Annotated in this window: 25 protein-coding genes, 1 tRNA gene and 1 pseudogene; 12 read left to right on the top strand and 15 right to left on the bottom strand. The window is 65.1% G+C overall.

Annotation, left to right across the window (positions count from 1 at the left end; all coding sequences use genetic code 11):
- Positions 1 to 82: 82 nt before the first annotated feature.
- The 3 genes from phaR to gluQRS all read right to left on the bottom strand — a co-directional run bounded on the left by phaR (position 83) and on the right by gluQRS (position 2,457).
- Positions 83 to 571 carry a polyhydroxyalkanoate synthesis repressor PhaR gene (gene phaR, locus AC16HO_RS02130; protein ID WP_395642536.1) on the bottom strand — a complete coding sequence of 163 codons (489 nt, stop codon included), beginning with the start codon at positions 569 to 571 and terminating at the stop codon, positions 83 to 85.
- Between the two features lie 198 nt (positions 572 to 769).
- The gene (gene phbB / locus AC16HO_RS02135; RefSeq protein ID WP_395642535.1) at positions 770 to 1,510 is read right to left on the bottom strand and encodes an acetoacetyl-CoA reductase; all 741 of its coding nucleotides are present in this window, start codon (positions 1,508 to 1,510) and stop codon (positions 770 to 772) included.
- 68 nt (positions 1,511 to 1,578) lie between these two features.
- Positions 1,579 to 2,457: a tRNA glutamyl-Q(34) synthetase GluQRS gene (gene gluQRS / locus AC16HO_RS02140; protein ID WP_395642534.1), complete on the bottom strand. Its 879-nt coding sequence runs from the start codon at positions 2,455 to 2,457 to the stop codon at positions 1,579 to 1,581.
- Positions 2,458 to 2,566: 109 nt separating this feature from the next.
- Here gluQRS and htpX point away from each other — a divergent pair, with 109 nt between their 5' ends.
- Entirely contained in the window at positions 2,567 to 3,448 is an 882-nt protein-coding gene (htpX, locus tag AC16HO_RS02145; RefSeq protein WP_395642533.1) for a protease HtpX, read from the top strand.
- Here htpX and AC16HO_RS02150 read toward each other — a convergent pair whose 3' ends face one another.
- The gene (locus AC16HO_RS02150; RefSeq protein WP_395642532.1) at positions 3,449 to 5,509 is read right to left on the bottom strand and encodes an EAL domain-containing protein; all 2,061 of its coding nucleotides are present in this window, start codon (positions 5,507 to 5,509) and stop codon (positions 3,449 to 3,451) included.
- Positions 5,510 to 5,583: 74 nt separating this feature from the next.
- Positions 5,584 to 6,606 (bottom strand): EF-P beta-lysylation protein EpmB, encoded by a 1,023-nt coding sequence (gene epmB, locus AC16HO_RS02155; RefSeq protein WP_395642531.1) that lies wholly within the window; start codon positions 6,604 to 6,606, stop codon positions 5,584 to 5,586.
- 83 nt (positions 6,607 to 6,689) lie between these two features.
- Here epmB and efp point away from each other — a divergent pair, with 83 nt between their 5' ends.
- The 6 genes from efp to AC16HO_RS02185 all read left to right on the top strand — a co-directional run bounded on the left by efp (position 6,690) and on the right by AC16HO_RS02185 (position 11,216).
- On the top strand, positions 6,690 to 7,259 hold the full coding sequence (efp, locus tag AC16HO_RS02160; protein WP_395642530.1) for an elongation factor P: 570 nt from the start codon (positions 6,690 to 6,692) through the stop codon (positions 7,257 to 7,259).
- A 158-nt stretch (positions 7,260 to 7,417) separates the two neighbouring features.
- Positions 7,418 to 8,737 carry a TRZ/ATZ family hydrolase gene (locus AC16HO_RS02165; protein ID WP_395642529.1) on the top strand — a complete coding sequence of 440 codons (1,320 nt, stop codon included), beginning with the start codon at positions 7,418 to 7,420 and terminating at the stop codon, positions 8,735 to 8,737.
- 1 nt (position 8,738) lies between these two features.
- Positions 8,739 to 8,993: a YciI family protein gene (locus AC16HO_RS02170; protein ID WP_395642528.1), complete on the top strand. Its 255-nt coding sequence runs from the start codon at positions 8,739 to 8,741 to the stop codon at positions 8,991 to 8,993.
- Between the two features lie 22 nt (positions 8,994 to 9,015).
- Positions 9,016 to 9,720 carry a bifunctional 2-polyprenyl-6-hydroxyphenol methylase/3-demethylubiquinol 3-O-methyltransferase UbiG gene (gene ubiG / locus AC16HO_RS02175; RefSeq protein ID WP_395642527.1) on the top strand — a complete coding sequence of 235 codons (705 nt, stop codon included), beginning with the start codon at positions 9,016 to 9,018 and terminating at the stop codon, positions 9,718 to 9,720.
- Between the two features lie 2 nt (positions 9,721 to 9,722).
- A complete protein-coding gene (gene gph / locus AC16HO_RS02180; RefSeq protein ID WP_395642526.1) occupies positions 9,723 to 10,385 on the top strand; it encodes a phosphoglycolate phosphatase in 663 nt (220 codons plus the stop codon).
- A 6-nt stretch (positions 10,386 to 10,391) separates the two neighbouring features.
- Positions 10,392 to 11,216, top strand: a complete 825-nt coding sequence (locus tag AC16HO_RS02185; RefSeq protein WP_395642525.1) for an isoprenoid biosynthesis enzyme family protein — start codon at positions 10,392 to 10,394, stop codon at positions 11,214 to 11,216.
- A 75-nt stretch (positions 11,217 to 11,291) separates the two neighbouring features.
- Here AC16HO_RS02185 and AC16HO_RS02190 read toward each other — a convergent pair whose 3' ends face one another.
- From AC16HO_RS02190 to AC16HO_RS02205, 4 genes are all read right to left on the bottom strand, one after another.
- Positions 11,292 to 12,095: a M23 family metallopeptidase gene (locus tag AC16HO_RS02190; protein ID WP_484335275.1), complete on the bottom strand. Its 804-nt coding sequence runs from the start codon at positions 12,093 to 12,095 to the stop codon at positions 11,292 to 11,294.
- A gap of 95 nt (positions 12,096 to 12,190) precedes the next feature.
- Positions 12,191 to 13,525, bottom strand: a complete 1,335-nt coding sequence (locus AC16HO_RS02195) for a dihydroorotase (RefSeq protein ID WP_395642523.1) — start codon at positions 13,523 to 13,525, stop codon at positions 12,191 to 12,193.
- A gap of 16 nt (positions 13,526 to 13,541) precedes the next feature.
- On the bottom strand, positions 13,542 to 13,778 hold the full coding sequence (gene yidD / locus AC16HO_RS02200) for a membrane protein insertion efficiency factor YidD (RefSeq protein WP_395642522.1): 237 nt from the start codon (positions 13,776 to 13,778) through the stop codon (positions 13,542 to 13,544).
- Positions 13,778 to 14,278, bottom strand: a complete 501-nt coding sequence (locus AC16HO_RS02205) for a hypothetical protein (protein ID WP_395642521.1) — start codon at positions 14,276 to 14,278, stop codon at positions 13,778 to 13,780. Before AC16HO_RS02205 ends, yidD begins: the two co-directional genes overlap by 1 nt.
- A 61-nt stretch (positions 14,279 to 14,339) precedes the next feature.
- Here AC16HO_RS02205 and dksA point away from each other — a divergent pair.
- Together dksA and AC16HO_RS02215 are read left to right on the top strand one after the other, a co-directional pair.
- Positions 14,340 to 14,741 (top strand): annotated as a pseudogene (dksA, locus tag AC16HO_RS02210) (RNA polymerase-binding protein DksA); the annotation flags it as partial.
- Positions 14,742 to 14,837: 96 nt separating this feature from the next.
- Positions 14,838 to 15,404 carry a hypothetical protein gene (locus tag AC16HO_RS02215; protein ID WP_395642519.1) on the top strand — a complete coding sequence of 189 codons (567 nt, stop codon included), beginning with the start codon at positions 14,838 to 14,840 and terminating at the stop codon, positions 15,402 to 15,404.
- A 28-nt stretch (positions 15,405 to 15,432) separates the two neighbouring features.
- Here the strand turns inward: AC16HO_RS02215 and AC16HO_RS02220 are convergent, their stop codons facing one another.
- Both AC16HO_RS02220 and cysS read right to left on the bottom strand, forming a co-directional pair.
- Positions 15,433 to 15,888, bottom strand: coding sequence for a SufE family protein (locus tag AC16HO_RS02220; RefSeq protein WP_395642518.1), 456 nt, complete (start codon positions 15,886 to 15,888; stop codon positions 15,433 to 15,435).
- A 10-nt stretch (positions 15,889 to 15,898) separates the two neighbouring features.
- Complete coding sequence (cysS, locus tag AC16HO_RS02225; protein ID WP_395642517.1) at positions 15,899 to 17,353, bottom strand: cysteine--tRNA ligase; 1,455 nt, start codon at positions 17,351 to 17,353, stop codon at positions 15,899 to 15,901.
- Between the two features lie 256 nt (positions 17,354 to 17,609).
- Here cysS and AC16HO_RS02230 point away from each other — a divergent pair, with 256 nt between their 5' ends.
- The 3 genes from AC16HO_RS02230 to rnk all read left to right on the top strand — a co-directional run bounded on the left by AC16HO_RS02230 (position 17,610) and on the right by rnk (position 18,934).
- On the top strand, positions 17,610 to 18,239 hold the full coding sequence (locus AC16HO_RS02230; protein WP_395642516.1) for a glycine zipper 2TM domain-containing protein: 630 nt from the start codon (positions 17,610 to 17,612) through the stop codon (positions 18,237 to 18,239).
- Positions 18,240 to 18,353: 114 nt separating this feature from the next.
- A tRNA-Pro gene (locus AC16HO_RS02235) sits at positions 18,354 to 18,430 on the top strand.
- Positions 18,431 to 18,523: 93 nt separating this feature from the next.
- A complete protein-coding gene (gene rnk / locus AC16HO_RS02240) occupies positions 18,524 to 18,934 on the top strand; it encodes a nucleoside diphosphate kinase regulator (protein ID WP_395642515.1) in 411 nt (136 codons plus the stop codon).
- Positions 18,935 to 19,061: 127 nt separating this feature from the next.
- Here the strand turns inward: rnk and AC16HO_RS02245 are convergent, their stop codons facing one another.
- The 4 genes from AC16HO_RS02245 to proB all read right to left on the bottom strand — a co-directional run bounded on the left by AC16HO_RS02245 (position 19,062) and on the right by proB (position 23,482).
- Positions 19,062 to 19,634: a hypothetical protein gene (locus tag AC16HO_RS02245; RefSeq protein ID WP_395642514.1), complete on the bottom strand. Its 573-nt coding sequence runs from the start codon at positions 19,632 to 19,634 to the stop codon at positions 19,062 to 19,064.
- A 264-nt stretch (positions 19,635 to 19,898) separates the two neighbouring features.
- The gene (locus AC16HO_RS02250; protein ID WP_395642513.1) at positions 19,899 to 20,933 is read right to left on the bottom strand and encodes a PIG-L deacetylase family protein; all 1,035 of its coding nucleotides are present in this window, start codon (positions 20,931 to 20,933) and stop codon (positions 19,899 to 19,901) included.
- 117 nt (positions 20,934 to 21,050) lie between these two features.
- Entirely contained in the window at positions 21,051 to 22,352 is a 1,302-nt protein-coding gene (locus AC16HO_RS02255) for a glutamate-5-semialdehyde dehydrogenase (RefSeq protein WP_395642512.1), read from the bottom strand.
- Complete coding sequence (gene proB, locus AC16HO_RS02260) at positions 22,349 to 23,482, bottom strand: glutamate 5-kinase (RefSeq protein WP_395642511.1); 1,134 nt, start codon at positions 23,480 to 23,482, stop codon at positions 22,349 to 22,351. Before proB ends, AC16HO_RS02255 begins: the two co-directional genes overlap by 4 nt.
- Positions 23,483 to 23,495 lie beyond the last annotated feature (13 nt).

Below are 23,495 nucleotides of genomic sequence, written 5' to 3' on the forward strand. Positions count from 1 at the left end.
AAATCCCATCGCAAGGATGGGTTGGTGTTCGTGCTGCGCAACAAATGTTGCGCAGCGGGATCGATTCCTGCGCTGCGCGGGATCAGGGTTTGCCGTCCTTCTTTGCCGCGCCCGCCTGGTGCGCCTGTGCGGCAGCGGACTTGAGGAAGTTGTCCTGCACCGACTTCCACAGATCGAGATTGCGCTCGGTCATGTCGTTGAGCATCGACCATGGCGTCTGCCCGAGGATATTGTTGAGCTGGCTGCGGAACTTGCCCTGCTGGTCGAGAAAGATCTGCAGGCTCTTCTCCAGGTAGCTGCCCATGAAGCCCTGCATCGAATCGCCGTAGAAACGAATCACCTGCGAAAGCAGTTGCGTGGTGAACATCGGCTGGCCATGACCCTCGTGCTCGGCGATGATCTGCAGCAGTACGGTGCGGGTCAGGTCCTCGCCGGTCTTGGCGTCGCGGACTTCGAAATCGTCGCCGTCGAGTACGAGCTGGCGGACCTCCTCGAGCGTGATGTAACTCGAGATTTCCGTGTCGTAGAGACGGCGATTCGGGTACTTCTTGATGATGCGGGTTTGTGCCATGCCGCAAAAGTAGCAGATTGTGATGCGCCGCACCAGTGCATTGCTGTGCAGCAATCGCGATGCAAGGAGTGCAGAAGTCCCAAGCAGGCACGCCCTCGCGATCCACCTTCGAACCGCCGCCCGCTCGACATCCCTGTCTCACCTGGCAGGCACCCTGCGCGACGCGCTTCAATGCATCGCGCAGGCAGGGCAGGGCGCTTACCAGCCCATGTATTGCCCGCCGTTGATGGCGAGGTTGGCGCCGGTGATCCACCGGGCTTCGTCCTTGACGAAGAACTCGATCGCGTAGGCGATTTCCTCGGGCTCGCCGAGGCGGCCGACGGGAATCTGCGCAGCGATCTTGTTGCGCACATCCTCGGGCACGGCCATGACCATTTCCGTCGCGACATAGCCGGGCGAGACGGTGTTGACGGTGATGCCGAACTTCGCATTCTCCTGCGCGAGCGAGATCGTGAAGCCATGCATGCCGGCCTTGGCCGCGGCGTAGTTGGCCTGGCCGTACTGGCCTTTCTGACCGTTGATCGAGCTGATCTGGATGATGCGCCCCCACTTGCGGTTGCGCATGCCGTCGATGACCGGGCGGGTGACGTTGAACACCGAGTTGAGGTTGGTGTTGATCACCTCCTGCCACTGCATCGCGCTCATCTTGTGGAAGGTCGTGTCGCGCGTGATGCCGGCGTTGTTGACCAAAATATCGACCGGACCGAGTTTGGATTCGACCTCCTTGACCATCGCTTCGGCGGAGGCGGTGTCGGAAACGTCGCCCTTGACCAGCAGCACGTCGACGCCCTCGGATTTGAGTTTGTCGGCCCAGGCCTTGGCCTTGGCTTCGTCGCGATAGTTGGTGGCTACCTTGTGCCCCATCGCCGCAAGACGCTTGACGATGGCCGTACCGATGCCACCGGTGCCGCCTGTAACGAGTGCTACGCGTGACGTCATGACTGCTCCCTCCCGGTTGTGCGACGGCTGGGCATCAGCCGACGGAATCTTTTCCTGGATTGTACACGCTAAGCATTGCAGTCAAAGGCGGGAAAACCATCGAGCTTCTTGCGCAATGCGTCGATATCGAAATGCGGCACGGCGTGCGCCAGCAGCGCGTCCGGGCTGGTCGCCGCCACGCGTGCTGCGTTGGGCAGGCCGAGGAAAGCCAGCGCCGCGCGCAGGGCCGGCATCGGGTCGTGCCGGTCCACCGGCGGCGCGCCTTCGGACTTCGACAGTTTTGCACCGGTGCGGTCGAGGACGAGCGGCAGGTGCAGGTAGCGCGGCGTCGGCAGGCCGAGCAGTTGCTGCAGGCGGATCTGCCTTGGCGTCGAATCGAGCAAGTCGGCGCCGCGCACGATCTCGGTAATGCCCGCCTCGGCATCGTCGACGACGACGGCGAACTGGTACGCATAGCCGCCTTCCACGCGGCGCACGACGAAGTCGCCGACATCGCGCAACAGATTCTGCGCGAACCCGCCCTGGAGCAGATCGTCGAAACCGACGCTGCGGTCGTCCACGCGCAGGCGCCAGGCCGGCGCGCGCGCGGGGTCGGCCGTTGCGACGCAGGCGCCACGATGCACGCCATTGCTGGCAGCCAGGTCGCTGCGGCTGCAGCGGCAAGGGAACACGTGCTCGCCCAACTGCGCGAAAGACGCGGCGTAGGCCTGCGAGCGCCGGCTTTGCCAGACGACGGGCTCGTCCGAGGGCATGCCGAACGCGACCAGCGTGGCCAGGATGTCGTCGGCGGCACCGGGAACCTCGCGCTGCGGATCGAGGTCTTCCATGCGGATGAGCCACGCGCCGCGCTGCGACCTTGCCCTCAGCCAGCTGCCGACGGCGGCGACCAGCGAGCCGAAGTGCAGCGGACCGGTCGGCGAAGGAGCGAAACGGCCGCGATAGTTCATGCTGAATGGGTGGCGTGCCGGTGGCAGTGTTGGCTTGAAAATGTCGTCAGTCTACCCAAAAACTTTTCCTGTCCGCGCTTGCGGACCTTTCAATCCGTGCAGGGATCCTATGCTTCGCATCGTTCTGTTCTTGCTGACCAACCTAGCGATCATGCTCGTTTTGAGCGTCGTCGCCTCGATCTTCGGCCTCGACCGCTGGGCGTACACCCATACCGGCATCAACCTCGCCGGCATGCTCGTGTTTTGCGCCTTGTTCGGCGTCGGCGGTTCGCTGATCTCGCTGCTGTTGTCGAAGACGATGGCGAAGATGTCGGTCGGCGCGCAGGTGATCGCGCAGCCGCGCAACGCGAACGAACAGTGGTTGTTCGGTACGGTCGCGCAGCACGCGAAGAATGCGGGCATCGGCATGCCCGAGATCGCCGTCTACGACGCGCCGGAGATGAACGCCTTCGCCACCGGTGCGAGCAGGAACCACGCGCTCGTCGCCGTGTCCACCGGCCTCCTGCAAAGCATGAACCGCGACGAAGTCTCGGCCGTGCTCGGCCACGAGATCAGCCACGTCGCCAACGGCGACATGGTCACGCTCGCGCTGATCCAGGGTGTGGTCAACACCTTCGTCATGTTCCTCGCACGCGTGCTCGGCAGCGTGATCGACAATGCGATCTCGGGCAATCGCGACCGCGAGGGTGGTTCCGGCATCGGCTATTTCGTCATCACGCTGGTGCTGCAGATGGTGCTCGGCGTGCTTGCGACGATGATCGTCATGTGGTTCTCGCGCTGGCGCGAATTCCGCGCCGATGCGGGCGGCGCGCAACTCGGGGGCCGCGCGAACATGATCTCGGCGCTGCGCACGCTGTCCGCTGGTCACGAGGATGCCGGGTTGCCCAAGGCGCTCGTCGCGTTCGGCATCACCGGTGGCGGCGGCATGGCGCGCCTGTTCATGAGCCACCCGCCGATCGCCGAGCGCATCGCGGCACTGCAGAAGGCGTGACTACGCGGCGCTCAGGATTTTTTCCGGTTCGTTGAGATAGTTGCCCTGGACGAAGTTCACCCCGCAGGTGAACAGGATCGACATGCTGGCCGCGTTCTCGACATGCTCGGCGATGACGATCTTGCCGGCTTGGTGCGCCTGGTGGCAGAACTGGCGGATGAATTCCTGATGCTCCTTGTCCTTCGGCAGGTCCTGCATGTAGCTGCGATCGATCTTCAGATAGCTGGCGTCGATGTGCTTGAGCAACTGGAATGAGTTGACGCCGGCGCCGAACTGTTCGAGGGCGAAACCGCAATGCAACTGGCTCAGGCCGTTGACGAAAGTGCGAGCGACCTTGAGTTGGGTGACGACCTTGCTCTCCGGCACCTCGAACACGAGCGCGTCGCCGCGCACGCGCGCGCTTTTCAGCTGCTGTGCGATCCATGGCAACAAGGTCTCGTCGGCCATCGACGGAGCGGTGAGCTTGACGAAGAACGTGGTGTGCCGGCCGGCTTTCTCGCGTTCGGCCAGCGTCGTGATCGCGCTTGCGATGACGATGCGGTCGATTGCCGGCATCACGCCGGCATCTTCGGCCACCGGGAGGAAGACCGTCGGCATCACCTCGCCCTTGTCGTCGACGAGGCGGGCCAGGATCTCGTAGAACTCGCCCTCGACGCCATGCAGGTTGATGATCGGCTGGCTGTAGAGCGAGAAACGGTTGTGCGTGACCGCGTCTTCGACACGCTCGCGCAACTGCTGCGCCTCGGCGAGCATGGCCGCGTCACGCAAGCCCGGATCGTAGATCGTGACCTGGTTGCCACCGCGTTGCTGCAACTCGCGCAGGCCCGCTCCCGCCTGATTCAGCACTGCCTGCGCATTCGCGTTCTTCTCGCCGATGAGCACGCCGGAAATACTGACGAACAGGCTGACATTCTGCTTGCCGATGTCGAAATCATGCTCGGAAAACGCGTTGCACAGCCGTTGCGCCAGCTCGGCAGCCGCCTCGATCGGCAGGGCGGTGCTGAGCACGCCGAAAGTCTGGTCGCCGAAGCGGAAGGCGACGTGTTCGATCGACTCGAGGTTCCGGCGCAGCAGGTTGGCCATGTCGCCAAGCAGCAGATCGGTGTTGCCGAGACCGATTGCATCGAGGTGCTGGCGGAAATTGTCCGCTTCGAGCAGCAGCAGGACTTGATTCGGCGCGCCAGCCGCCGCAGCCGCGACCATGCGGTCGAGCTCGGTGAGACCGTGCTGGCGGTTGTAGAGGTCGGTGACGAGGTCCTTCGTGCGCAGTGCATCGATCTGGCGGGCCAGTTCGGGGTTGGCCTGCGGCTGGCGCAGCACGATCTGCTGGCAGGGCTCGCCGGCGACGCTTGCCGGTGCGAATTCCATTATCGTGTCGAACGTGGCGCCATCGGCGCGCCGCACTTTGATCGGCAGGTTCGGCGGTGGCTTCTCGCCGCGCGACAGGTCCTTGAGCAGCACCTTGAAATCACTCGTTGCCTCGGGCGCGATGAGGTCGAGGATTGACGCGCCCTGCAGTTCCTCGAAATTCGCGTAGCCGAAAGCTTCGAGCCAAGCCTGGTTCGCGCGCACGTGCGCGCCCTCGTGCACATAGGCTATTGGGTCGCGCGCGGACTCAAGCAGCGAATCGCAGCGGCGTTCGGATTCCGCCAGGCTCGCCTCGAGGCGGCGCACATTGCGGCGCTGGTTGAGATTGTCGAATTCGCGCTGGATCACGGCAACGAGGAGATCGCCGAAATCTCGTGCCGCTGCCGCCACGACTCCGCCGCGAAACGCCTCGGTGATGCTCTCGCCACTGATGCTTTCCAGGATCGCCACCACGGCGATGTCCTTGCCACCGCGGTTGGCCGCGGCGACGACTTCGCCGAGATCGATCGCGGACCCGGACAGGATGAGATCGGGCGTCTGTGTTTGCAGTTGTACCTCGAGTTCATCCACATCGCGTGCTTGCGTCGCGCGCACCGCAATCCCCGCGTTGCGCAGGATGCTGGTCAGGCGCTCGGCGTCCTCGACTGAACTTTCGGCGAGCAGCAGCTTTATCAAGTCGGTGGGTTTGCTCATTGGGGCGACGAGGCTCGCGTCCGCAGTATTGGCGAAATTGGCGTTTTACTCGATCCGCTCCGCGCGCGCCAGCATCACAAGGGGAGCTTGTGCGCTTCGTGTGCGACCTCGCGCACAAGTCTGGGCACGAGATAGCCCGGCAGCCGCACACGCAAAATGTCGATCAGCGCACGCGCCGCATCGTCGTCGATGGCGAAATGCGCCGTGCCGGCGACGCGGTCGAGCTGGTGCAGGTAATAGGGCAGCACGCCGCACTCGAACAGCCGTCCGGACAGGTCGGTCAGCGCGTCGACGGAGTCGTTGATCGCGCGCAACAGCACGCTCTGGTTGAGCAGGGTCGCACCGGCTTCGCGCAGGCGCGCGCAGGCGGCGACGACGCCGGCGTCGATTTCGTTCGCGTGGTTGGCGTGCAGCACGATGGCGACCGGCCACGGCAGGCTGCGCAGCCAGGCGCCGAATTCAGTGTCGATGCGCTCGGGCAGCGCCACCGGCAGGCGTGTATGGATGCGCAGGCGGCGGATATGTGGGATCGCGGCCAGCGCATCGCCCAGTTCGGCCAGTTTTGCCGTCGACAGCGAGAGCGGATCGCCGCCGGACAGGATCACTTCCTCGATCGTCGCATCACCGGCGAGGTGTTCGACGGCTTCGCGCCAGCCGTTCGCCGCGGCGGTTTCCTCGGCGTAGGGGAAATGGCGGCGGAAACAGTAGCGGCAGTTCACTGCGCAGGAGCCGGTCGCGACCAGTAGCGCGCGGCCATGGTACTTGTGCAGCACGCCGCGGGCCGCGCGCGCGGCGAGGTCGCCGACCGCGTCGAGGCCGAACCCCGGCGCATCTTCCAGTTCCGCCGCCTGCGGCAGCACCTGCAGCAGCAGCGGGTCGGTGGCATCGCCGCGACGCATGCGCGCGACGAAGCCGCGCGGCACGCGCAGGGCAAAGCCGGTGTCGAGGCGGGGGAGCACGGTTGCTGCGAGGTGATCGAGGTCGAGCAGCGCCAGCAACTCCCCCGGATCGGTGACTGCTTCGCGCCACAACCGGCGCCAGTCGGCGGTTGCCGGCTCTGCGCGCGTGTGCGCAGCAGCGGCGTTCCCGGTTATCATATCGCCCTCCGCGAAATCCGATCCAACCCCGAATTCTAACAAGCTGCGGGCCCGCGTGGGTCGCGGCGCAAAGGAGCGAACCTATGGCCAGCTATGGCATGAACGACGTCAAGAATGGCATGAAGATCATCGTTGACGGCTATCCGTGCTCGATTGTCGACACCGAGTACGTGAAGCCGGGCAAGGGCCAGGCGTTCACGCGCGTGAAGTACCGCAACATCAAGACCGGCCGCGTCGTCGAATTGACGATGAAGTCGACCGATTCGCTGGAGCCGGCCGACGTGCTCGACCAGGACATGGAGTATCTCTACAGCGACGGCGAGTTCTGGCACTTCATGCACCCGGACACGCACGAGCAGATCGCCGCCGACAAGTCGGCGATGGTCGACGCCGAGAAGTGGCTCAAGGGCAACGAGACCTGCATCGTCACGCTGTGGAATGGCGCGCCGCTGACCGTGTCGCCGCCGAACTTCGTCGAACTGCAGATCACCGAAACCGATCCGGGCGTCAAGGGCGACACCGCGGGCTCCGGCGGCAAGCCGGCCAAGCTCGAAACGGGCGCGACCGTGCGCGTGCCGCTGTTCGTGCCGAACGGCGAGGTGATCCGCGTCGATACGCGCACGGGCGAGTACGTCGGTCGCGTCAAGGGTTGATCTGTCGTCACCAGAAAAAGCATCTTGACGCGGATAAAAGCGGATAAAGAGCTGATCAACACGGAGAGATCAATTGATATCTTTTGGCTTGATCCGTTCTGATCGGCTCTCATCCGTGTAAATCCGTGTTAAATGCTTATTCTTTTTGAGAATCCGGCATGAAACCCGTCGACCAAATCCTCGAAGCGCGCTGGGTCATCCCCGTCGAGCCGCACGGCGTCGTGCTCGACCATCACGCCGTCGCGCTTGCGGGCGACATGATCACCGAGGTGCTGCCGATCGAAGCCGCGCGCGGAAAATATCCGAACGCCGCGCGCATCGAATTGAATGAACACGCGCTGATCCCCGGCCTCGTCAACGCGCACGCGCACAATCCGATGGTGCTGATGCGCGGCCTCGCCGACGACCTGCCGCTGATGACCTGGCTCAACGAGCACATCTGGCCGGCGGAAGGGCGGGTGATGGGTCCGGAGTTCGTGCGCGACGGCATCGAACTGGCGATCGCCGAGATGCTGCGCGGCGGTACCACCTGCTGCAACGAGAATTACCTTTTCCCCGACGCGCAGGCGGCGACGTACCTCAAGCACGGATTCCGCGCGGTCGTCGGCCTGCCGTTCATCGAATTTCCGACCGCGTGGGCGAAGAGCCGCGACGAATACTTCGACAAGAATCTCGCCGTGCACGACGAACTGCGCGGCGAGTCACTCGTGACGACCACGCTGGCACCGCATGCGCCATATACGGTCGCGAACGAAACCTTCGAACGCATCCGCCTGATGAGCGATCAGCTCGACATCCCGGTGCATCTGCATCTGCACGAAACCGCGCAGGAAGTCGAAGATTCGCGCCGCGACCACGGCATGCGCCCGATCGCGCGCATGCACACGCTCGGCCTGGTCAACGATCACCTGATCGCGATTCACATGACCCAGCTGACCGATGCCGAAATCGTACAGATGGCCGAAGCCGGTGCGTCGGTCGCGCATTGTCCCGAATCGAACCTCAAGCTCGCCAGCGGCTTCTGCCCGGCGGAGAAATTGCGCCGCGCCGGCGTCAACCTCGCGATCGGCACCGACGGCGCGGCGAGCAACAACGACCTCGACATGTTCGGCGAGATGCGCACCGCGGCAATACTCGCCAAGGCGGTGGCCAACGATGCGAGTGCATTCGATGCGGCCTTCGCGCTGCAAGCGGCGACGCTCAATGGTGCGCGCGCGCTGGGTCTGGGCGAGCGTATCGGTTCGATCGTGCCCGGCAAGCAGGCCGACCTCGCCGCCGTGCGCCTCGACGCGATCGAGACGCAGCCGATCTATCACGTCGCCTCGCAACTCGTCTACGCGACCGGACGCCAGCAGGTCAGCGACGTGTGGATCGCCGGTCGTCGCAAGCTCGACAACCGCGCGCTGATCGGCATGGATATCGCTGCGCTGCGCGCCAAGGCGCGCGAGTGGCACGAGCGCATCGCGTTTGCGCAATAGCATGAACTTGTATCTGGTCACCCTGATGCGTCGCGCCGGCTTCGATCCCGCCGTGGTGCCTCGGCATCACCAGTTTCTCGAGGATCTGCGCGCGCAAGGACGCAACCAGATGTCTGGCGGGTTTGGCGACAAAAGCGGCGGCGCCTACCTGCTGCGTGCCGTCGACACGGCCGAGGCGCAGGCGATCGTGGCGCGTGATCCGGCGTATACGAGCGGCGGCTGGGAAGTCAGCGTGAGAGAATGGCAGGCGCGTTGATTCTTTCCGGAACCGACAAGTCATGAATTCAACCAACGTCAATCCCGCCGAAACCGGCAAGTTCGACAAGCTCGCCGCGAGCTGGTGGGACCCGCAAGGCGAGTCGCGCCCGCTGCACGACCTCAATCCGGTGCGCCTCAACTACGTCGCCAAGCGTGTCGCGCTCAATGGCGCGCGCGTGCTCGACGTCGGTTGCGGCGGCGGTCTGCTCAGCGAGGCGCTGGCAGCGGCCGGCGCGCAGGTGACCGGCATCGACCTTGCGCCGCGCGTGCTCGATGTGGCGCGCCTGCATCTGCACGAATCGAATCTGCAGGTCGACTACCGCGAAGTCAGCGTCGAGTCGCTCGCGCAGGGGTTGCCCGCAGCGTTCGATGCGATCACCTGCATGGAAATGCTCGAACACGTACCCGACCCGGGCAGCGTGATTGCGGCCTGCGCAATGCTGCTCAAGCCGGGCGGGCGCCTGTTCCTGTCCACGCTCAACCGCACGCCGCTCGCGTTCGGCGTGGCGATCGTCGGCGCCGAGTACGCGTTGAACCTGCTGCCGCGCGGCACGCATCACTACGCCCAGTTCATCCGCCCGGCGGAAATGGCCGCGGCGCTGCGCGATGCCGGGCTCGAGCTCGAAGATGTCAGCGGTCTGGCCTACAACCCGCTGTCGCGGCGTGCGTGGATCGTGAACAACACGCAGGTCAACTATCTTGCCTGCGCGATGAAGCCCGCGTGAGCTTGAACGGCAAATCCATCTGCGCGGTTTTCTTCGACCTCGACGGCACGCTGATCGATTCCGCGCCCGACCTGATCGACGCGATGCACCGGCTGCGCGCCGAACTCGGCGAGCCGACGATCGCGATGGACAAGGTCGGCATGGTCGTGTCCAAGGGCGGTCGCGCGATGCTGCGCGCGGGGTTTCCCGGCATTGCCGAGGCGCGCATGGAAACCTTGCTGCCGCGCTATCTCGACTTGTACGCGGAACAGATCGCAAAGCACACGCGCACCTTCGACGGCATCGACGCGGTGCTCGCGAATTTCGATGCGCGGCCGTTGCCCTGGGGCATCGTCACCAACAAACCGGAGCACCTCGCGCGCCGCGTGGTGGCGGAGCTTGGCCTCGCGGCGCGCAGCGCGGCCCTCGTCGGCGGCGACACGCTGGCCAAACGCAAGCCCGATCCCGAGCCGTTGCTGCATGCGGCACTGTTGGCCAACGTCGATGCAGCGCACAGCGTCTACGTCGGCGATGACGCGCGCGACATCGAGGCCGGCCGCGCCGCCGGCATGCGCACCGTTGCTGCGGGCTGGGGCTATCTCGACGGCGAGGACCCGCGCGAATGGGGCGCGGACATCGTCGTCGCTCGGCCGCAGGATCTGATTCCCGCGCTCGGTCTGGATTGATCGGCGATGTCGGACGCGCAATCCGGCGCCTTCGCCAGCTTCGAGGAGAAATGGCTGGCGGCGAATCCCGAGCAAGCCATCGTTGCGCTGTTCCTCCCCCCCGATGCGCGCCTGCGCTCGGCCGCGTTCGGCAGCCTGGTCCACGAGCTGGAGCAGGCCGCGTTCGGCCTGCGCGAGGACCATGTCGCCGAAGTGAAGATCCAGTGGTGGCGGCAGGAATTGCTCGCGGCCGCGTCGGGATCGTCGCGGCATCCGCTCAGCGCCGTGTTGTTCGCCGATCCGCAGACCGCGAAGGTCGCGGCAGCGGACTGGACGGCGTTGTGCGACGGCGCGCTTGCCGTGCGCCAGGCCGGGGTTGCTTCCGACCTGGAATCGCTGCTGTCCGACCATGCGGCGTTGTACCTGCCCGTTGCAGGCATCGAAGTTGCGCTGTTCGGTACGCCTGTCGCGGATGCGGCGACAACGGCGAAGCTGTGGACGATTTCGCATCTGCTGCTCGCGCTGCGCCATCTGGCCGATGCGCCCGAACGCCTGCCGGTTCCGCTCGACCTGCTGGCGCGCCACGAAATGACACGCGCGGCGCTGGCGGAATCCACGCCGAAGCGCGCCGGTCTCGTGCGCGATTTTCTTGGCCGGCTGGAGGATTCGGCGCAGGCTGCGCTGAACGACGCCGCGCGCGCGTCGTATGTGCGCCGCGTGCGCGCGCGACTCGAGCTTGCGCTGATGCGACGTGCGCAACGCGCCGACGATCCGCTGCACGGGCTCGTGCGGCAACCCGGCGAGGCGCACTGGAAGGCGCTGTGGTGGTCGTGGCGCGAGGCGCGAAGGTAGCGCACCGGTTCGACTTACCCGAACACTCCACCGGAACGGCTGCCTTGCCGACGCCGGCTTTGCGCATCGGGAGACTTATTGCCCGGTGATGGTGCCGGCCTTGGGCAGCAGGGCAGGGTCGACAGCTACGTCGAACCAGTTCGCCGCCCAGTGCACGTGCGGGCCGGTGGCGCGCCCGGTGGCGCCGGCGAGGCCGACGATATCGCCTTGTTTCACCTTCTGCCCGGGCTTCACGTCGATGCGACTCATGTGGATCGTGGTCGTGGTCACGCCGTGGCCGTGGTCGAGCACGACGATGCCGCCGTTCAGGACCATGCCCATTTCGGCGAGGGTGACGATGCCCGGCGCGGTCGCGTGGATCGGCGTGCCGTTCGGCACGGCGAAGTCGAGGCCGAAGTGCGGCGCCATCGGTTTGCCGTTGTCGATGCGCTGGCGGCCCCACAGGCCGCTGACGCGCGCGTTTTCGACCGGGTCGAGGAAGCCCTGCTCGAAATCCTCGCGTGCATCGTTGCGGTGGCGCGTCTCCGCGACACGGGCGCGTTCGCGCTCGATGCGTTTGAGCAGCTCCGGATTGGGCGTCACCGTGTGCTGGGGCAGGCCGTTGACGCGTTCGGTTTCGTACTCGCGCCTGGTGACCTTGAGCACGATGTCGCTGGCCTTGCCATTCGAGTAGCGGATGTGCAGTTTCTCCGCTGCCGGCGCATCGCGACCGAGGCCGAAGACGAACACGCCATCGTCGCCGACGAGCACGCGACGTCCGGCGAATTCGATCTTGGCTCCCTTCGGCGCGTGGCCGACGACAAGCTGGCCTTGCTGCAACTGTTCCGGCAATTGCAATTCACGGTCGGCGGCATGCGATTGCGAAACGAGGAACAACATCGTCATTCCGGCGGAAGCCGGAATCCATCGCCTTGTCTTCCCGCGCCAACAAGCAAAGACACTGGATTCCGGCTTCCGCCGGAATGACAAAATACTCATCGTTCGAACTCCAGGCGCTTGCCCAGCTGCGCGTCATCGAGCTTGCCATCGTGCCAGGCGAGATGACCGTTGACCCAGGTTGCGGCTACGGTCGAACGGAACGTGGTGCCTTCGAACGGCGACCAGCCGCATTTCGACAGGGTTTCTTCGCGCGTCACGGTGTGCGGCATTTGCGCATCGATCATAACGAGGTCGGCCCAATACCCTTCGCGGATGTAGCCGCGCCCGTGCACGTTGTACAGCCGCGCCGGCGCATGTGCGGTCTTTTCCACGATCAACTCGAGCGGAATCTGGCCATCGAACCAGCGCTCGAGCGCGCATTGCAGCACCGATTGCACGAGCGGCAGCCCGGACGGCGCCTTCTCGTAGCTCTGCTGCTTTTCGTCCCAGGTGTGCGGCGCGTGGTCGGTGGCGAGGATGTCGATGCGGCCGTCGTTGATCGCCTTGATGATTGCCGCACGATCGGACGGCAGCTTGACCGCCGGGTTGCACTTGATCAGGTTGCCCTTGGTCGCGTAGTCCGCGTTGCTGAACTGGAGGAAATGCACGCAGGTCTCGGCGGTGATGCGCTTGCCGTCGGCCGGGCCGGGCGCAAACAATTCGAGTTCTTCGGCGGTGGTGACGTGCAGCACATGCAGGCGTGAATCGTGGCGGCGCGCGAGTTCCATCGCCAGCCGCGTCGACTTGATGCACGCCTCGCGCGAACGGATGAACGGATGTTCGCCGATCGGGATCGCGTCGCCGTATTTTGCTCGCGCGGCGGCGAGATTGGCGTCGATCATCGGCGTGTCCTCGCAATGCGTCGCGATCAGGGTCGGCGCGTCGCGGAAGATCGCATCGAGCGTCGCCGGGTTGTCGACCAGCATGTTGCCGGTCGAGGCGCCCATGAAAATCTTGATGCCGCAGGCCGTTTTCGGGTCGAGGCGCTGGATTTCGGCGAGGTTGTCGTTGGTGGCGCCGAGATAGAACGCGTGGTTGGCCAGCGATTTCTTCGACGCACGGGCGTATTTGTCTTCGAGTGCTTCGCGATTCGTCGTCGTCGGCTTCGAGTTGGGCATCTCCATGAAGCTGGTGACGCCGCCGGCGACCGCGGCGCGCGACTCGGTGAAGAAATCGCCTTTGTGCTCGAGGCCCGGTTCGCGGAAATGCACCTGGTCGTCGATCATGCCGGGCAGGAGCAGGCGCCCGCGCGCATCGAACACGCGCTCGTTCGCCTGCGCGGCGAGCCGACTGTCGATCGCTTCGATGCGTCCACCGCGAACGCGCACGTCGCCGGCAAAGCGGCGGCCATCGTTGACGATATCGGCGTTGACGATCAGGACATCATTCATGGCGCAAAGATCCCGTTCAGCGGCTGCGACGAAGTGTAAAGGTTTGCGGCACCTCGTCGATACCGCCGTCGCTGAACGGCTGGCAGCGCAGGATGCGCCAGATTGCGAGCACACCGCCGCGCGCCGCGCCGAAGCGCGCGACCGCAACGCGTGCGTATTCGGAGCAATTGGGGTGAAACCGGCAGCGCGAACCCAGCAGCGGACTGAGCAAGCGCTGGTACAGGGCGATCAGGGTCAGCAACAGTCGGGCCATCAGGGTTCTTCGATCGCCGCCCGGATCAAGGCACGGCGCAGCATGGGTAATGGTTGCCGTGCGCGGGCGATTGGGCTATAACACGCGACCGCCGAGCGACAACGGGAAAGGATTATGGCGACATCGAAGCGTAAACCAGCAAGTCCCGCCAAGAAAAAATCGGGAACGGCCAAGGCCGGCGCTGCGAAAAAGCCGGCGCCGAAGAAAGTTTCGGCCAAAAAGCCGGCGAAGGCGGTGAAGAAACCGGCTGCCAGGAAGGCCGCACCCGCGAAAAAGGCTGCCGCCAAGGCCGTGCGTTCCAAAGCTGTCGTCAAGCCGCAACGTCCGGCCAGGAAACTCGTCGCAGCGAAGAAACCGGCACCGAAGAAGGCCGTCGCGAAACCCGCACGTACGCTCAAGCCGGAGCCGTCGCATTCATCCAGGCCGGCGGCCGTGAAAAAGCCGGCACCCCAGAAACAAGCAACGTCCACGAAAGGCAAAATGTCCGCAGTAGCACCCATCCCAGATACCGTCACGCGCGAAGACGGACGTTACGCGCTCCCCAACACCGTCAACATTGATCTGCCCGCGAACTATCGCCCCTCGGCCAAAGAGGAGTACATGGGCCCGCGCCATCTCGCCTATTTCCGTGCGAAGCTGCAGAAATGGCGCGAGGATCTCGTCGAGGAATCCAAGCAGACCATCGACAACCTGCGCGACGAAGTACGCGATGTCGGCGACGAGGCCGAGCGTGCCACGCGCGAGACCGAGAATTCGCTCGAACTGCGCACGCGCGACCGCTACCGCAAGCTGATCGGCAAGATCGACAAGGCGCTCAAGCGCATCGAGGAAGGCCGCTACGGCTACTGCGAGGAGACCGACGAGGAGATCGGCATCGAGCGTCTCGAAGCGCGTCCGATCGCGACCTTGTCGCTTGATGCGCAGGAACGTTGGGAGCATCGCCAGAAGCAGATGGGCGATTGAGGATTTCCTCGACCATCCGTTTCTTGGACATTCGCATCGCCGTCGGCTGCACGACGGCGAGAGGGTTGAGCGCTCCTCATCGGTGAGCGAATGGCGATGGATGCGTTCAACTACCTCTCCGTTCTGACCTCGATCATCCTCGGTCTCGCCATCACCCAGATACTCAAGGGTGTTCGCGGGATGGTGCTGTCGCGCGCGCGTGTCATTCCGTATTGGCCGACATTTGCTTTCGCGGTATTTCTTTTCCTGGTCGATGTGCAGGTATGGTGGGCGTTTTTCGAACTGCGCGAGGTGCGGACCTGGACCTTTCCGCTGTTTGCGCTCGTGGTCACGCAGACCACCTCCCTGTATCTGCTCGCTGCGCTCGTGTTGCCGGACTTTTTCGGCGAGGAGGCGATCGATCTGCGCAAGCACTACTTCGCTCATCAGCGGATATTCTTCTCGCTGTTCGTCGTCACCCTGCTCATCAGCCTGGCGAAGCCGATTTTTCTCGAAGGCCATCTGCCCGACGACCGGGTCGACGTGGCCTTTCACCTGGGCTGGATATCGATCGCGGTCGCCGCCGCGATCACGAAGCGCGACTGGTTCCACAAGGCGATGAGTGTGACCAGTTTGCTGACATTCCTGGTCTACATCGCGCTGTTGTTCGCACGTTTGCGTTGATGCGCGTTCGGCGCGTCGCCGGGCAGGCTCAGGCCGCCGCCAGCGCCGATTGGGCGTAGTGCTTGATCGTCTGCAGCATCGCGGCGAGGCCATTGCTGCGCGTCGGCGAGAGATGTCTGGCGAGGCCGATCGCTTCGATGTAGCGCGGCTCGGTGTCGAGGATTTCCTGTGCCGGGCGGCCCGAGTAGACGCGCAGCAACAGCGCGACCAGGCCGGAAACGATGGCCGAGTCGCTGATTGCCTCGAACTCCATGCGCTGCCCGTCGCCCTTGGCGACAAGCCAGACCTGCGACTGGCAGCCTTGCACCTTGTGTTCCTCGGTTTTCAGCGTGTCGGGGAACGACGGCAGCTTGCGGCCGAGGTCGATCAGATACTGGTAGCGCTCGGTCCAGTCGCCGAAGAAGGCGAACTCCTCGACGATCGCGTCCTGCGCGGCCTGCGCGCTGGCCTCGGCGGGGAGGCGGATGTGCGGTTGGGCTGTCATCGTGGCGGCCTCAGGCGGCCACCGGGGCGGCGCTCGCGCGCTTCCAGCGCGGGCCTTGCGGTGTATCTTCGACGACGATGCCGAGATTTGCGAGCGCTGCGCGAAGTTCGTCTGCTTTTTTGAAATCTTTGCGTAGTTTTGCTTGCTGACGTTCCTCGACCAATCCGTTGATCAATTCATCGCCTTCGAGTTCCCTCAGTTCCGCGCCGACCAAAGAAAACGCTACTTGCAAGGCTTGCGGAGCAAAGGATGTCGTTGCGCCCCGGAACCAGGCTTCCGGATCGACCTGCAACAGGCCAAGAAACGCGCCCGCGCCGAGTAGCGCTGACTTCGCTTCGGCCTGTGCCTGCGGATCAGCGGCCTTACGTGTCGCATCGGCGAGACGCGACAGCACGGCCAGCGCCTCCGGTGTGTTGAGGTCGTCGCAGAGTGCGGCAAGAAACTCCTCCGGCAAGTCGCCGGCCGGGTTTGCGGGCACGTCTGCGAGGTCGCGCAGGGTCGTGTACAAGCCGTCGAGCGTGCGCCGCGCCTGTTCCAGCGCCGCGGCCGACCAGTCCAGCGGCTGGCGGTAGTGCGCCTTCATCAGCATGTAGCGCAGCAGCTCGACCGGGTATTGTTCGAGCAGCTCGTGCAGCTTGTAGGTATTGCCGAGCGACTTCGACATCTTGCGGCCTTCGAGGCTGAGCATGCCGTTGTGCAACCAATAGCGCGCGAAGATCCTGCCGCTGTGCGCGCAGGTCGATTGCGCGACCTCGTTTTCGTGGTGCGGGAACAGCAGGTCGTTGCCGCCCGCGTGGATGTCGATGGTCTCGCCGAGATGCGCCTCGCTCATCGCCGAGCATTCGATGTGCCAACCCGGGCGGCCGCGGCCCCAGGGGCTGTCCCAGCCAGGCAGATCGGGTGTCGAGGGTTTCCACAGCACGAAGTCGGCCGGGTTTTTTTTGTACGGCGCGACTTCGACGCGCGCGCCGGCGATCATCTCGTCAGTCGATCGGCCCGAGAGTTTGCCGTAGTCGGCAAACGAGGCGACGTCGAACAGCGCGTGGCCCTCGGCCGCATAGGCGTGGCCGCCCGCGATCAGGCGCTCGATCATTGCGATGATCTGCGGGATATGCGCTGTCGCATGCGGTTCCACGTCGGGTGCATCGACGCCGAGTTTGGCCATGTCGGCACGGAAATCGGCGGCGTAACGGTCGGTGATCGTCGCGATCGGTACGCCGGCGGCCGCTGCGGCCGTGTTGATCTTGTCGTCGACGTCGGTGATGTTGCGCGCGTAGACAAGTTTCGGATACAGCCGGCGCAGCAGGCGTGCGAGCAGGCCGAACACGACGTAGGGGCGCGCGTTGCCGATGTGCACGTAGTTGTAGACGGTCGGTCCGCAGACGTACATGGTCACGCGTTGCGGATCGAGCGGAACGAAATCTTCGACGCGGCGGGTCAGGGAATTGTGCAGACGCAGTTTCATCCTCGGATTGTAGCGCAACGGCCTCGCATTCAAGTTCGAAAATTCTGCTAAGCCCTTGGCCTGGCGCTGTTTCGCAGCGGAATTTCCATCGTTTTTCCTTAGTCCGCATTCAGCCTGCTCATGCTGTAATGTCGACCAGTTCAACGCAGCGCGCGCGAACATCGGGGGGAACCGGTGCCGCTCTCCCGCTGTGGTTGCGCGGGTTCGCCATCGCGGGCGCGAGTGTCGGGCCGCGCCGTTTGGAGTCGTCACAATCATGAAGCTATCCGGCATTCTCATCGCGAGCATGCTGCTGGCTGCGGATTTCTGCCGCGCGCAGGATCACGCCGTCACGCATCCGCCGCCGATTGCGGCGGAGTCGACCCGTTACGGTTGGGCCGATGTACTGCGCGTGGATCCCGTCTACGAAGCCATGCCTGAAGCCGCGGCGCAGGACGGGGAGGCTGGGTCTTCCCGGCCCGAATGCACCGATACTGCGCCTCCTCCACCCGCACACGATGAGCTGGCCGACAACCGCGTGGCAGGCACGGTCATCGGTGCGCTGATTGGCGGCGTTATCGGCCACGCCTTCGGTCGCGGCGACGGCAACAAGGCCGCGACCGCCGCCGGCGCGGTTGCGGGCGGGGTCGCCGGCAACCGCATCGCTGCTGCCGCACAGGATCAGCAGATCAATGCCCGACAGGCCGACGCCGAGCGTGACGCGGTCAGCGCATCGTTGCGCGACTGTCGCGACACGCGTCCGATCCGCGGTTCATCGCAGCCGGAACGGCGCATCGTCGGCTACGACGTCGAGTATCGCTACAAGGGCGAAATCTACATGGCGCGACTGCCATTCGACCCGGGCGATCGCATGCGTGTGAAAGTCACCGTGGTTCCGGTCGAATAGGCCCCGTTTCGGCGATGAGAGGTTGCAAGCCGGGCTGGTGGCCATTATCATGCGCGGCTCGCTGTCGCAGCGCATTCAACGCGCTATCCCGTACGGACGGCGAGACATCCGAGTCGGGGTGTAGCTCAGCCTGGTAGAGCGCTACTTTCGGGAGGTAGAAGTCGGAGGTTCGAATCCTCTCACCCCGACCACTGATAGAATCAAAAAGCCACCGCCAGCGGTGGCTTTTTTCATTTTGTCCTTGCTTCCAATGCCTTGTTTCTGTCGCTGCCGAGGAGAAATACATGACCAGCGCCCCATCTATCACCGTCTCCAGCCTCGACCTGGGGCGCCTGAACGATCTTCTGGATTCGGGCAAGTACGCCGGTCTCCCCGGCTTGGATGCGTTGCGTCGGGAACTGGATCGCGCCAGGGTTGTCGAGCCGACCGAGGTTCCACCGAACGTGGTGACGATGAATTCCGTCGTGCGCTGCCTCGACGAGGCGACCAATGTCACCTATGAACTCGTCCTGGTCTACCCACACGCCGCGGGCACCCCCGGGTCGGTATCTGTTTTGGCGCCGGTAGGCAGCGCACTGCTCGGGCTGTCCGTCGGCCAATCCATCGCCTGGCAGGTTCCGGGCGGACGCACGCTCAACCTCAAGGTGCTCGAAATTCTGCGTCAGCCGGAGGCGATGGGCGAATTCCATCGCTAGGATCCGTCCGTCCTGCCCGGTGCGGATGCGGCGTCGCCGATCCGATCGGGACCAGGTTGAACGAAAAACGCCCGGGCGAGCCGGGCGTTTTCCTTTTTGCATCACCGCGAAACGATGTTGCAGACGCTTACTGGCAAGCCTTGCCGTGCGCCGCATGCGCGCCGGCCTTTTCCGCGTCGGCAACGCTCATGTACGAGCCCTGCTTGGTCTTGCCGTACCACTCGTCGCCCTGGCAATGGTAGACCTTCGATTCGGCATTGACCCAGACCAGGCCGGGGCCGCCACCGGGCTTGGCCACGATGTCTTTGGCCGGAGTCGGCGGCGTGTGCTTCGCATGCGACTCGTCCTTGGCTGCGGAAGCTGCCGTCGCAGCCGCGGGTGCCGCTGCCGCAGGAGCGGCTGCTGCGCTGCTCGCTGCCGTGTCCGCATCCTTCTTGCGATGATGCTTCTTCGTCGCCTTGTCTTCGGTGGCGGTCGCATCCGCGCTCTTCGCATCGGCCTTGGTGTCGCTCTTGGCGGCGGTCTTGTCCAACCACTCCTTCACGCCTTTATGGCCCCTGCACGCCCCTTTGTGCGTTGCGCCGTCGAAATACGTACCGTCCTTGCACAGTGCGGTATGCCCCGCCGAATCCTGCGCGTAGACGCCCTGGCACAGCAGCGCTCCGATACCGATTGCCACCGAACCCAACAACGTTTTCATTGCCGTCTCCGTTGATTGATGAAATGCGCGCGGGTGTATTTCCGCATCGCGCGGTGCGGAGAATGACAGGCGCTTTTGCGCTGTCAATCGTCGCCCAGAATGCCGTTCAGGAAGTTTCCGAGCTACGTTCAGTTAGCGCTCCATAGCGTTAATTTTTACCTAAATTTGCGTAAGAAATTGCCGACTTTCGGTCACGCGCGACGCGTGTTCGGCAGGGTCCTTCGGCAAAACGCGCGCTAAACGAACGCACTGCGCCGGGAATCGTCAGCCCCGTTCGATCGGCTGCCAGCCGTAGCGATCGAAGATGACGAGCCCGCGCTGCGCCCTCGCCAGCCTGGCGAAGCCGATAGCCGGATCGCGGGCGACGGGCAGGCGCAGTTCGGCAGTCCAGCCGGCAGCTTCGCCTCGCCACTCGATCGTGGTGATGGCACGGTCGTCGTGAGCATCGATCACTTCTGCGCGCTGCGACGGCGCAAGGCGGAAATGGCAGACGCGTGCCGTGCCCTGTGCGCCGCCGAGCAGGATCGAAACGCGATCGTTGCCGTGCAGATTCTGCCTGGCGACACGCAATGTGACAGCGCCGTCGGTGCGCAGGCTGGCACGCAGCGGGTGCTCGTCACGCGACGCGACGACAGCGCCGGCGTAAGCCTCGTGCGGCGTTGCGTAGGCGAGGAAGCGCTTGCCGCTCAGCGCCATCTGCGTGCGGTGGCTGGCGATCGCGGCGTGCTTGATGGCGCGCTGCGGCTCGCCGAGCTCGACGACGTGCGTGCCGGGTGCCTGTGCGTCGCCGTGGACGCAATACGTCAGTTGCTGCGCGCGGCGATCCTCCGCCAGCAGGGCGAGACGCGCCGCGATATGCGTGGCACTGTGGTCGGGGTGGCGATCGGCAAGTCCCGGGAACGCGACCTGGGTCGGCGCGAATGCGGCGATCTGCGCGCGCAACGGGCCGACCAGCCGGTTGGCATCGCGCATCAGGATCGCAGTGAGCGCAGCGTCGGGAAGGCCGAAAAAAATACGCGCCTGTGTGGCGACGCCGAGCAGATCCAGCGCGGCCTGCGCCTCCTCGCGACGGCGCGCGCCCCAGCGCGCGCGCGCGACCGCATCGATGCGCCAACGCTTCTCGATCCAGCGCTGCGGCCAGGGGTTGTTGTCGCCGTCGGTGAGCGTGACCACATGCGCTGCCGCGCCTGCGTCGCGTGCTGCGAGCAGCAGCCCGCCGCAGGCAATCGATTCGTCGTCCGGGTGCGGTGCGATCACCAACACTCGATCGGCGGCGGCAAGTTGCAGCGGCTGGCTCATGCAAAAACCGAAAAGAGATCTGGCCGTGGATTGCCCGGACCTCCACGGATCAGGACAGGAACCGATCCGATTACTCTATCCGTGCTCATCCGTGCCATCCGTGGCAAAAAGCTGCTTTCATGGATTCGCGGATCCGGCATGCCGCACCTGGCCGTCGCCACGCACGACGTAGCGCTCGATCGTCAGCGATTCGGCACCCATCGGGCCGTAAGCGTGCAGGCGCGTGGTCGAGATGCCGATCTCGGCGCCGAGACCGAGTTCGCCGCCGTCGGAGAAGCGCGACGACGCGTTGACGAGAACGACGGCCGAGCGCAACGCGTGCACGAACTTGTCTGCCGCCATCGCATCGCGTGTCGCGATCACTTCGGTGTGGTCGGAGCCGTAGCGGTGGATATGCGCAATCGCCGTGTCGAGATCGTCGACCACGCGCACGGCGAGGATCAGGTCGAGGAATTCGGCAGCGTAGTCGTCCTCGCTTGCAGCGTTCATGTCGGCGAACAGGGCGCGGCTGGTGTCGTCGCCGCGCAGTTCGACATTGCGTGCGCGCAATTCCCGGGCGACGCGCGGCAGGAATTCGGCTGCGATGTCCTTGTGCACAAGCAGCGTTTCCAGCGCGTTGCAGGCAGAGGGTCGCGTCGTCTTGCCGTCGATCGCCAGGCGCAGGGCGAGGTTGGTATCGGCGCTCGCGTCGACGTAGAGATGGCACACGCCCTGGTAATGCTTGATCACCGGCACGCGGGCGTGTTCGGCGACGAAGCGGATCAGGCCGACGCCACCGCGCGGGATGGCGAGATCGACGATGTCGGTCAACTGCAGCAACTTCATCACCGTCTCGCGGCTCAGGTCCTCGACCAGGGTGACGGTGGCCTCGGGCAGGCCGTGCGCGCGCAGGGCCGAATGCAGCGCCGCCGCGATCGCGCGATTGCTGTGGATCGCCTCGGAGCCGCCGCGCAGCAGCACGGCGTTGCCGGCATGGAAACACAGCGCCGCGGCATCGGCGGTCACGTTGGGGCGCGATTCGTAGATCATCGCGATCAGGCCGAGTGGAATGCGCACGCGCTCGATGGTCAGTCCATTCGGGCGTTGTTCGCGGCGCGTGACCTGGCCGACCGGATCGGGCAGGCAGGCGATTTCGTTCACCGCGCGGACGACGCTGTCGAGGCGCGACTCGTCGAGGCGCAGGCGATCGATCATCGCTGCCGCCAGGCCCTTGGCCTGTGCCGCCGCCACATCGCGCGCATTCGCCGCGAGAATGTCGCTCGATTGCGCGGCCAGCGCCGCGGCCATGGCATGCAGCACATCGCGCTTCGCCGCCGTGGATAAAGCGGCGGCGACTGTACCGGCCGCGCGTGCGGCCAGCGCCAGTGTGCGGATATCTGCCGATGCTTGCCCATCGCGCATTTCGGCCGCGGCATTCATGCGCTCGCTCCCTCGTTCAAAACCACCAGGTCGTTGCGATGCAGGATCTCGTCGCCGTAGCTGAATCCGAGGATCGCCTCGATCTCGCGCGACTGTTTTCCGGCGAGTCGCCGCACCTCGCCAGCATTGTACTGAACCAGCCCGCGCGCGACCGTCGTCGCCTCGCAGGCGATCTCGACGATGTCGCCGCGCGCGAACTCACCGTTGACGCCGATGATGCCGCCCGGCAACAGCGACTTGCCCGCCGCCAGCGCGCGGGCCGCGCCGGCGTCGATATGGATGCGGCCGTCGGCGCCGGGCGCGTGACGCAGCCAATATTTGCGAGCTGCGAGCCGCGAGCTGGCCGCGGCGAAACGCGTGCCGCGGAATGCGTCCGCGCCGAGCAGCGCGACGGTTTCCGTACGCGTGCCGTTGAACAGCACGGTCGGGATGCCCGCGTTCGCCGCCTTGGTCGCGGCCTGCAGCTTGGTGATCATGCCGCCGGTGCCGTGCGCGCTGCCGGCGGCACCGGCCATCGCCAGTACCTCCGGCGTCACCGCAGCGACCGCTTCGACCGGCGTCGCACCCGGATCGAGCAGTGGATGCGCGTCATAGAGTCCGTCGACATCGCTTGCGATCAGCAGCAGGTCGGCATCGACCAGGGCGGCGACGATCGCGGCGAGGTTGTCGTTATCGCCGAGTTTCAATTCCTCGACCGCGACCGTGTCGTTCTCGTTGATCACCGGCACGGCAGCGAGGCGCAGCAATTCGAGCAGCGTGTTGCGCGCGTTGAGGTAGCGGCGGCGGTTGCGCAGGTCGTCATGCGCGAGCAGTACTTGCGCCACGGGCACAGTGCCGAGCAGTTCCTGCCAGAGCGCGACCATGCGCGTCTGTCCGAGCGCGGCGAGCGCCTGGCGCGCGACGAGTCCGCCCGCGTCCTCGCGCGCACGCGCGCGCCCGGCCGCGACGGCACCCGAGGAGACAATCACGACCTCACGCCGCTGTGCGCGCGAGGCGAGGACGAAATCGGCGAGTCCGCGCGCATGCCGCGGCGACAGTTCTTGGCCGCCCGCGGTCAGCAGGTTGCTGCCGACCTTGAGTACGGCACGGCGCCAGGCCGGCAATGGCTGTTGTGCGAAACCTTGCGACACTCGTTTCTCCACG

The organism is Rudaea sp. (assembly GCF_057139185.1).

Coding starts and splice junctions, on each gene's coding strand:
- htpX (WP_395642533.1), top strand. CDS start 2,567: ATGCTTCGCATCGTTCTGTTCTTGCTGACCAACCTAGCGATCATGCTC.
- AC16HO_RS02220 (WP_395642518.1), bottom strand. CDS start 15,888: ATGACAGCCCAACCGCACATCCGCCTCCCCGCCGAGGCCAGCGCGCAG.
- AC16HO_RS02195 (WP_395642523.1), bottom strand. CDS start 13,525: ATGAATGATGTCCTGATCGTCAACGCCGATATCGTCAACGATGGCCGC.
- gluQRS (WP_395642534.1), bottom strand. CDS start 2,457: ATGAACTATCGCGGCCGTTTCGCTCCTTCGCCGACCGGTCCGCTGCAC.
- rnk (WP_395642515.1), top strand. CDS start 18,524: ATGACCAGCGCCCCATCTATCACCGTCTCCAGCCTCGACCTGGGGCGC.
- AC16HO_RS02190 (WP_484335275.1), bottom strand. CDS start 12,095: ATGTTGTTCCTCGTTTCGCAATCGCATGCCGCCGACCGTGAATTGCAA.
- phbB (WP_395642535.1), bottom strand. CDS start 1,510: ATGACGTCACGCGTAGCACTCGTTACAGGCGGCACCGGTGGCATCGGT.
- AC16HO_RS02150 (WP_395642532.1), bottom strand. CDS start 5,509: ATGAGCAAACCCACCGACTTGATAAAGCTGCTGCTCGCCGAAAGTTCA.
- AC16HO_RS02165 (WP_395642529.1), top strand. CDS start 7,418: ATGAAACCCGTCGACCAAATCCTCGAAGCGCGCTGGGTCATCCCCGTC.
- cysS (WP_395642517.1), bottom strand. CDS start 17,353: ATGAAACTGCGTCTGCACAATTCCCTGACCCGCCGCGTCGAAGATTTC.
- AC16HO_RS02170 (WP_395642528.1), top strand. CDS start 8,739: ATGAACTTGTATCTGGTCACCCTGATGCGTCGCGCCGGCTTCGATCCC.
- yidD (WP_395642522.1), bottom strand. CDS start 13,778: ATGGCCCGACTGTTGCTGACCCTGATCGCCCTGTACCAGCGCTTGCTC.
- AC16HO_RS02205 (WP_395642521.1), bottom strand. CDS start 14,278: ATGGGTGCTACTGCGGACATTTTGCCTTTCGTGGACGTTGCTTGTTTC.
- phaR (WP_395642536.1), bottom strand. CDS start 571: ATGGCACAAACCCGCATCATCAAGAAGTACCCGAATCGCCGTCTCTAC.
- AC16HO_RS02230 (WP_395642516.1), top strand. CDS start 17,610: ATGAAGCTATCCGGCATTCTCATCGCGAGCATGCTGCTGGCTGCGGAT.
- AC16HO_RS02245 (WP_395642514.1), bottom strand. CDS start 19,634: ATGAAAACGTTGTTGGGTTCGGTGGCAATCGGTATCGGAGCGCTGCTG.
- AC16HO_RS02255 (WP_395642512.1), bottom strand. CDS start 22,352: ATGAATGCCGCGGCCGAAATGCGCGATGGGCAAGCATCGGCAGATATC.
- AC16HO_RS02215 (WP_395642519.1), top strand. CDS start 14,838: ATGGATGCGTTCAACTACCTCTCCGTTCTGACCTCGATCATCCTCGGT.
- efp (WP_395642530.1), top strand. CDS start 6,690: ATGGCCAGCTATGGCATGAACGACGTCAAGAATGGCATGAAGATCATC.
- ubiG (WP_395642527.1), top strand. CDS start 9,016: ATGAATTCAACCAACGTCAATCCCGCCGAAACCGGCAAGTTCGACAAG.
- epmB (WP_395642531.1), bottom strand. CDS start 6,606: ATGATAACCGGGAACGCCGCTGCTGCGCACACGCGCGCAGAGCCGGCA.
- AC16HO_RS02250 (WP_395642513.1), bottom strand. CDS start 20,933: ATGAGCCAGCCGCTGCAACTTGCCGCCGCCGATCGAGTGTTGGTGATC.
- AC16HO_RS02185 (WP_395642525.1), top strand. CDS start 10,392: ATGTCGGACGCGCAATCCGGCGCCTTCGCCAGCTTCGAGGAGAAATGG.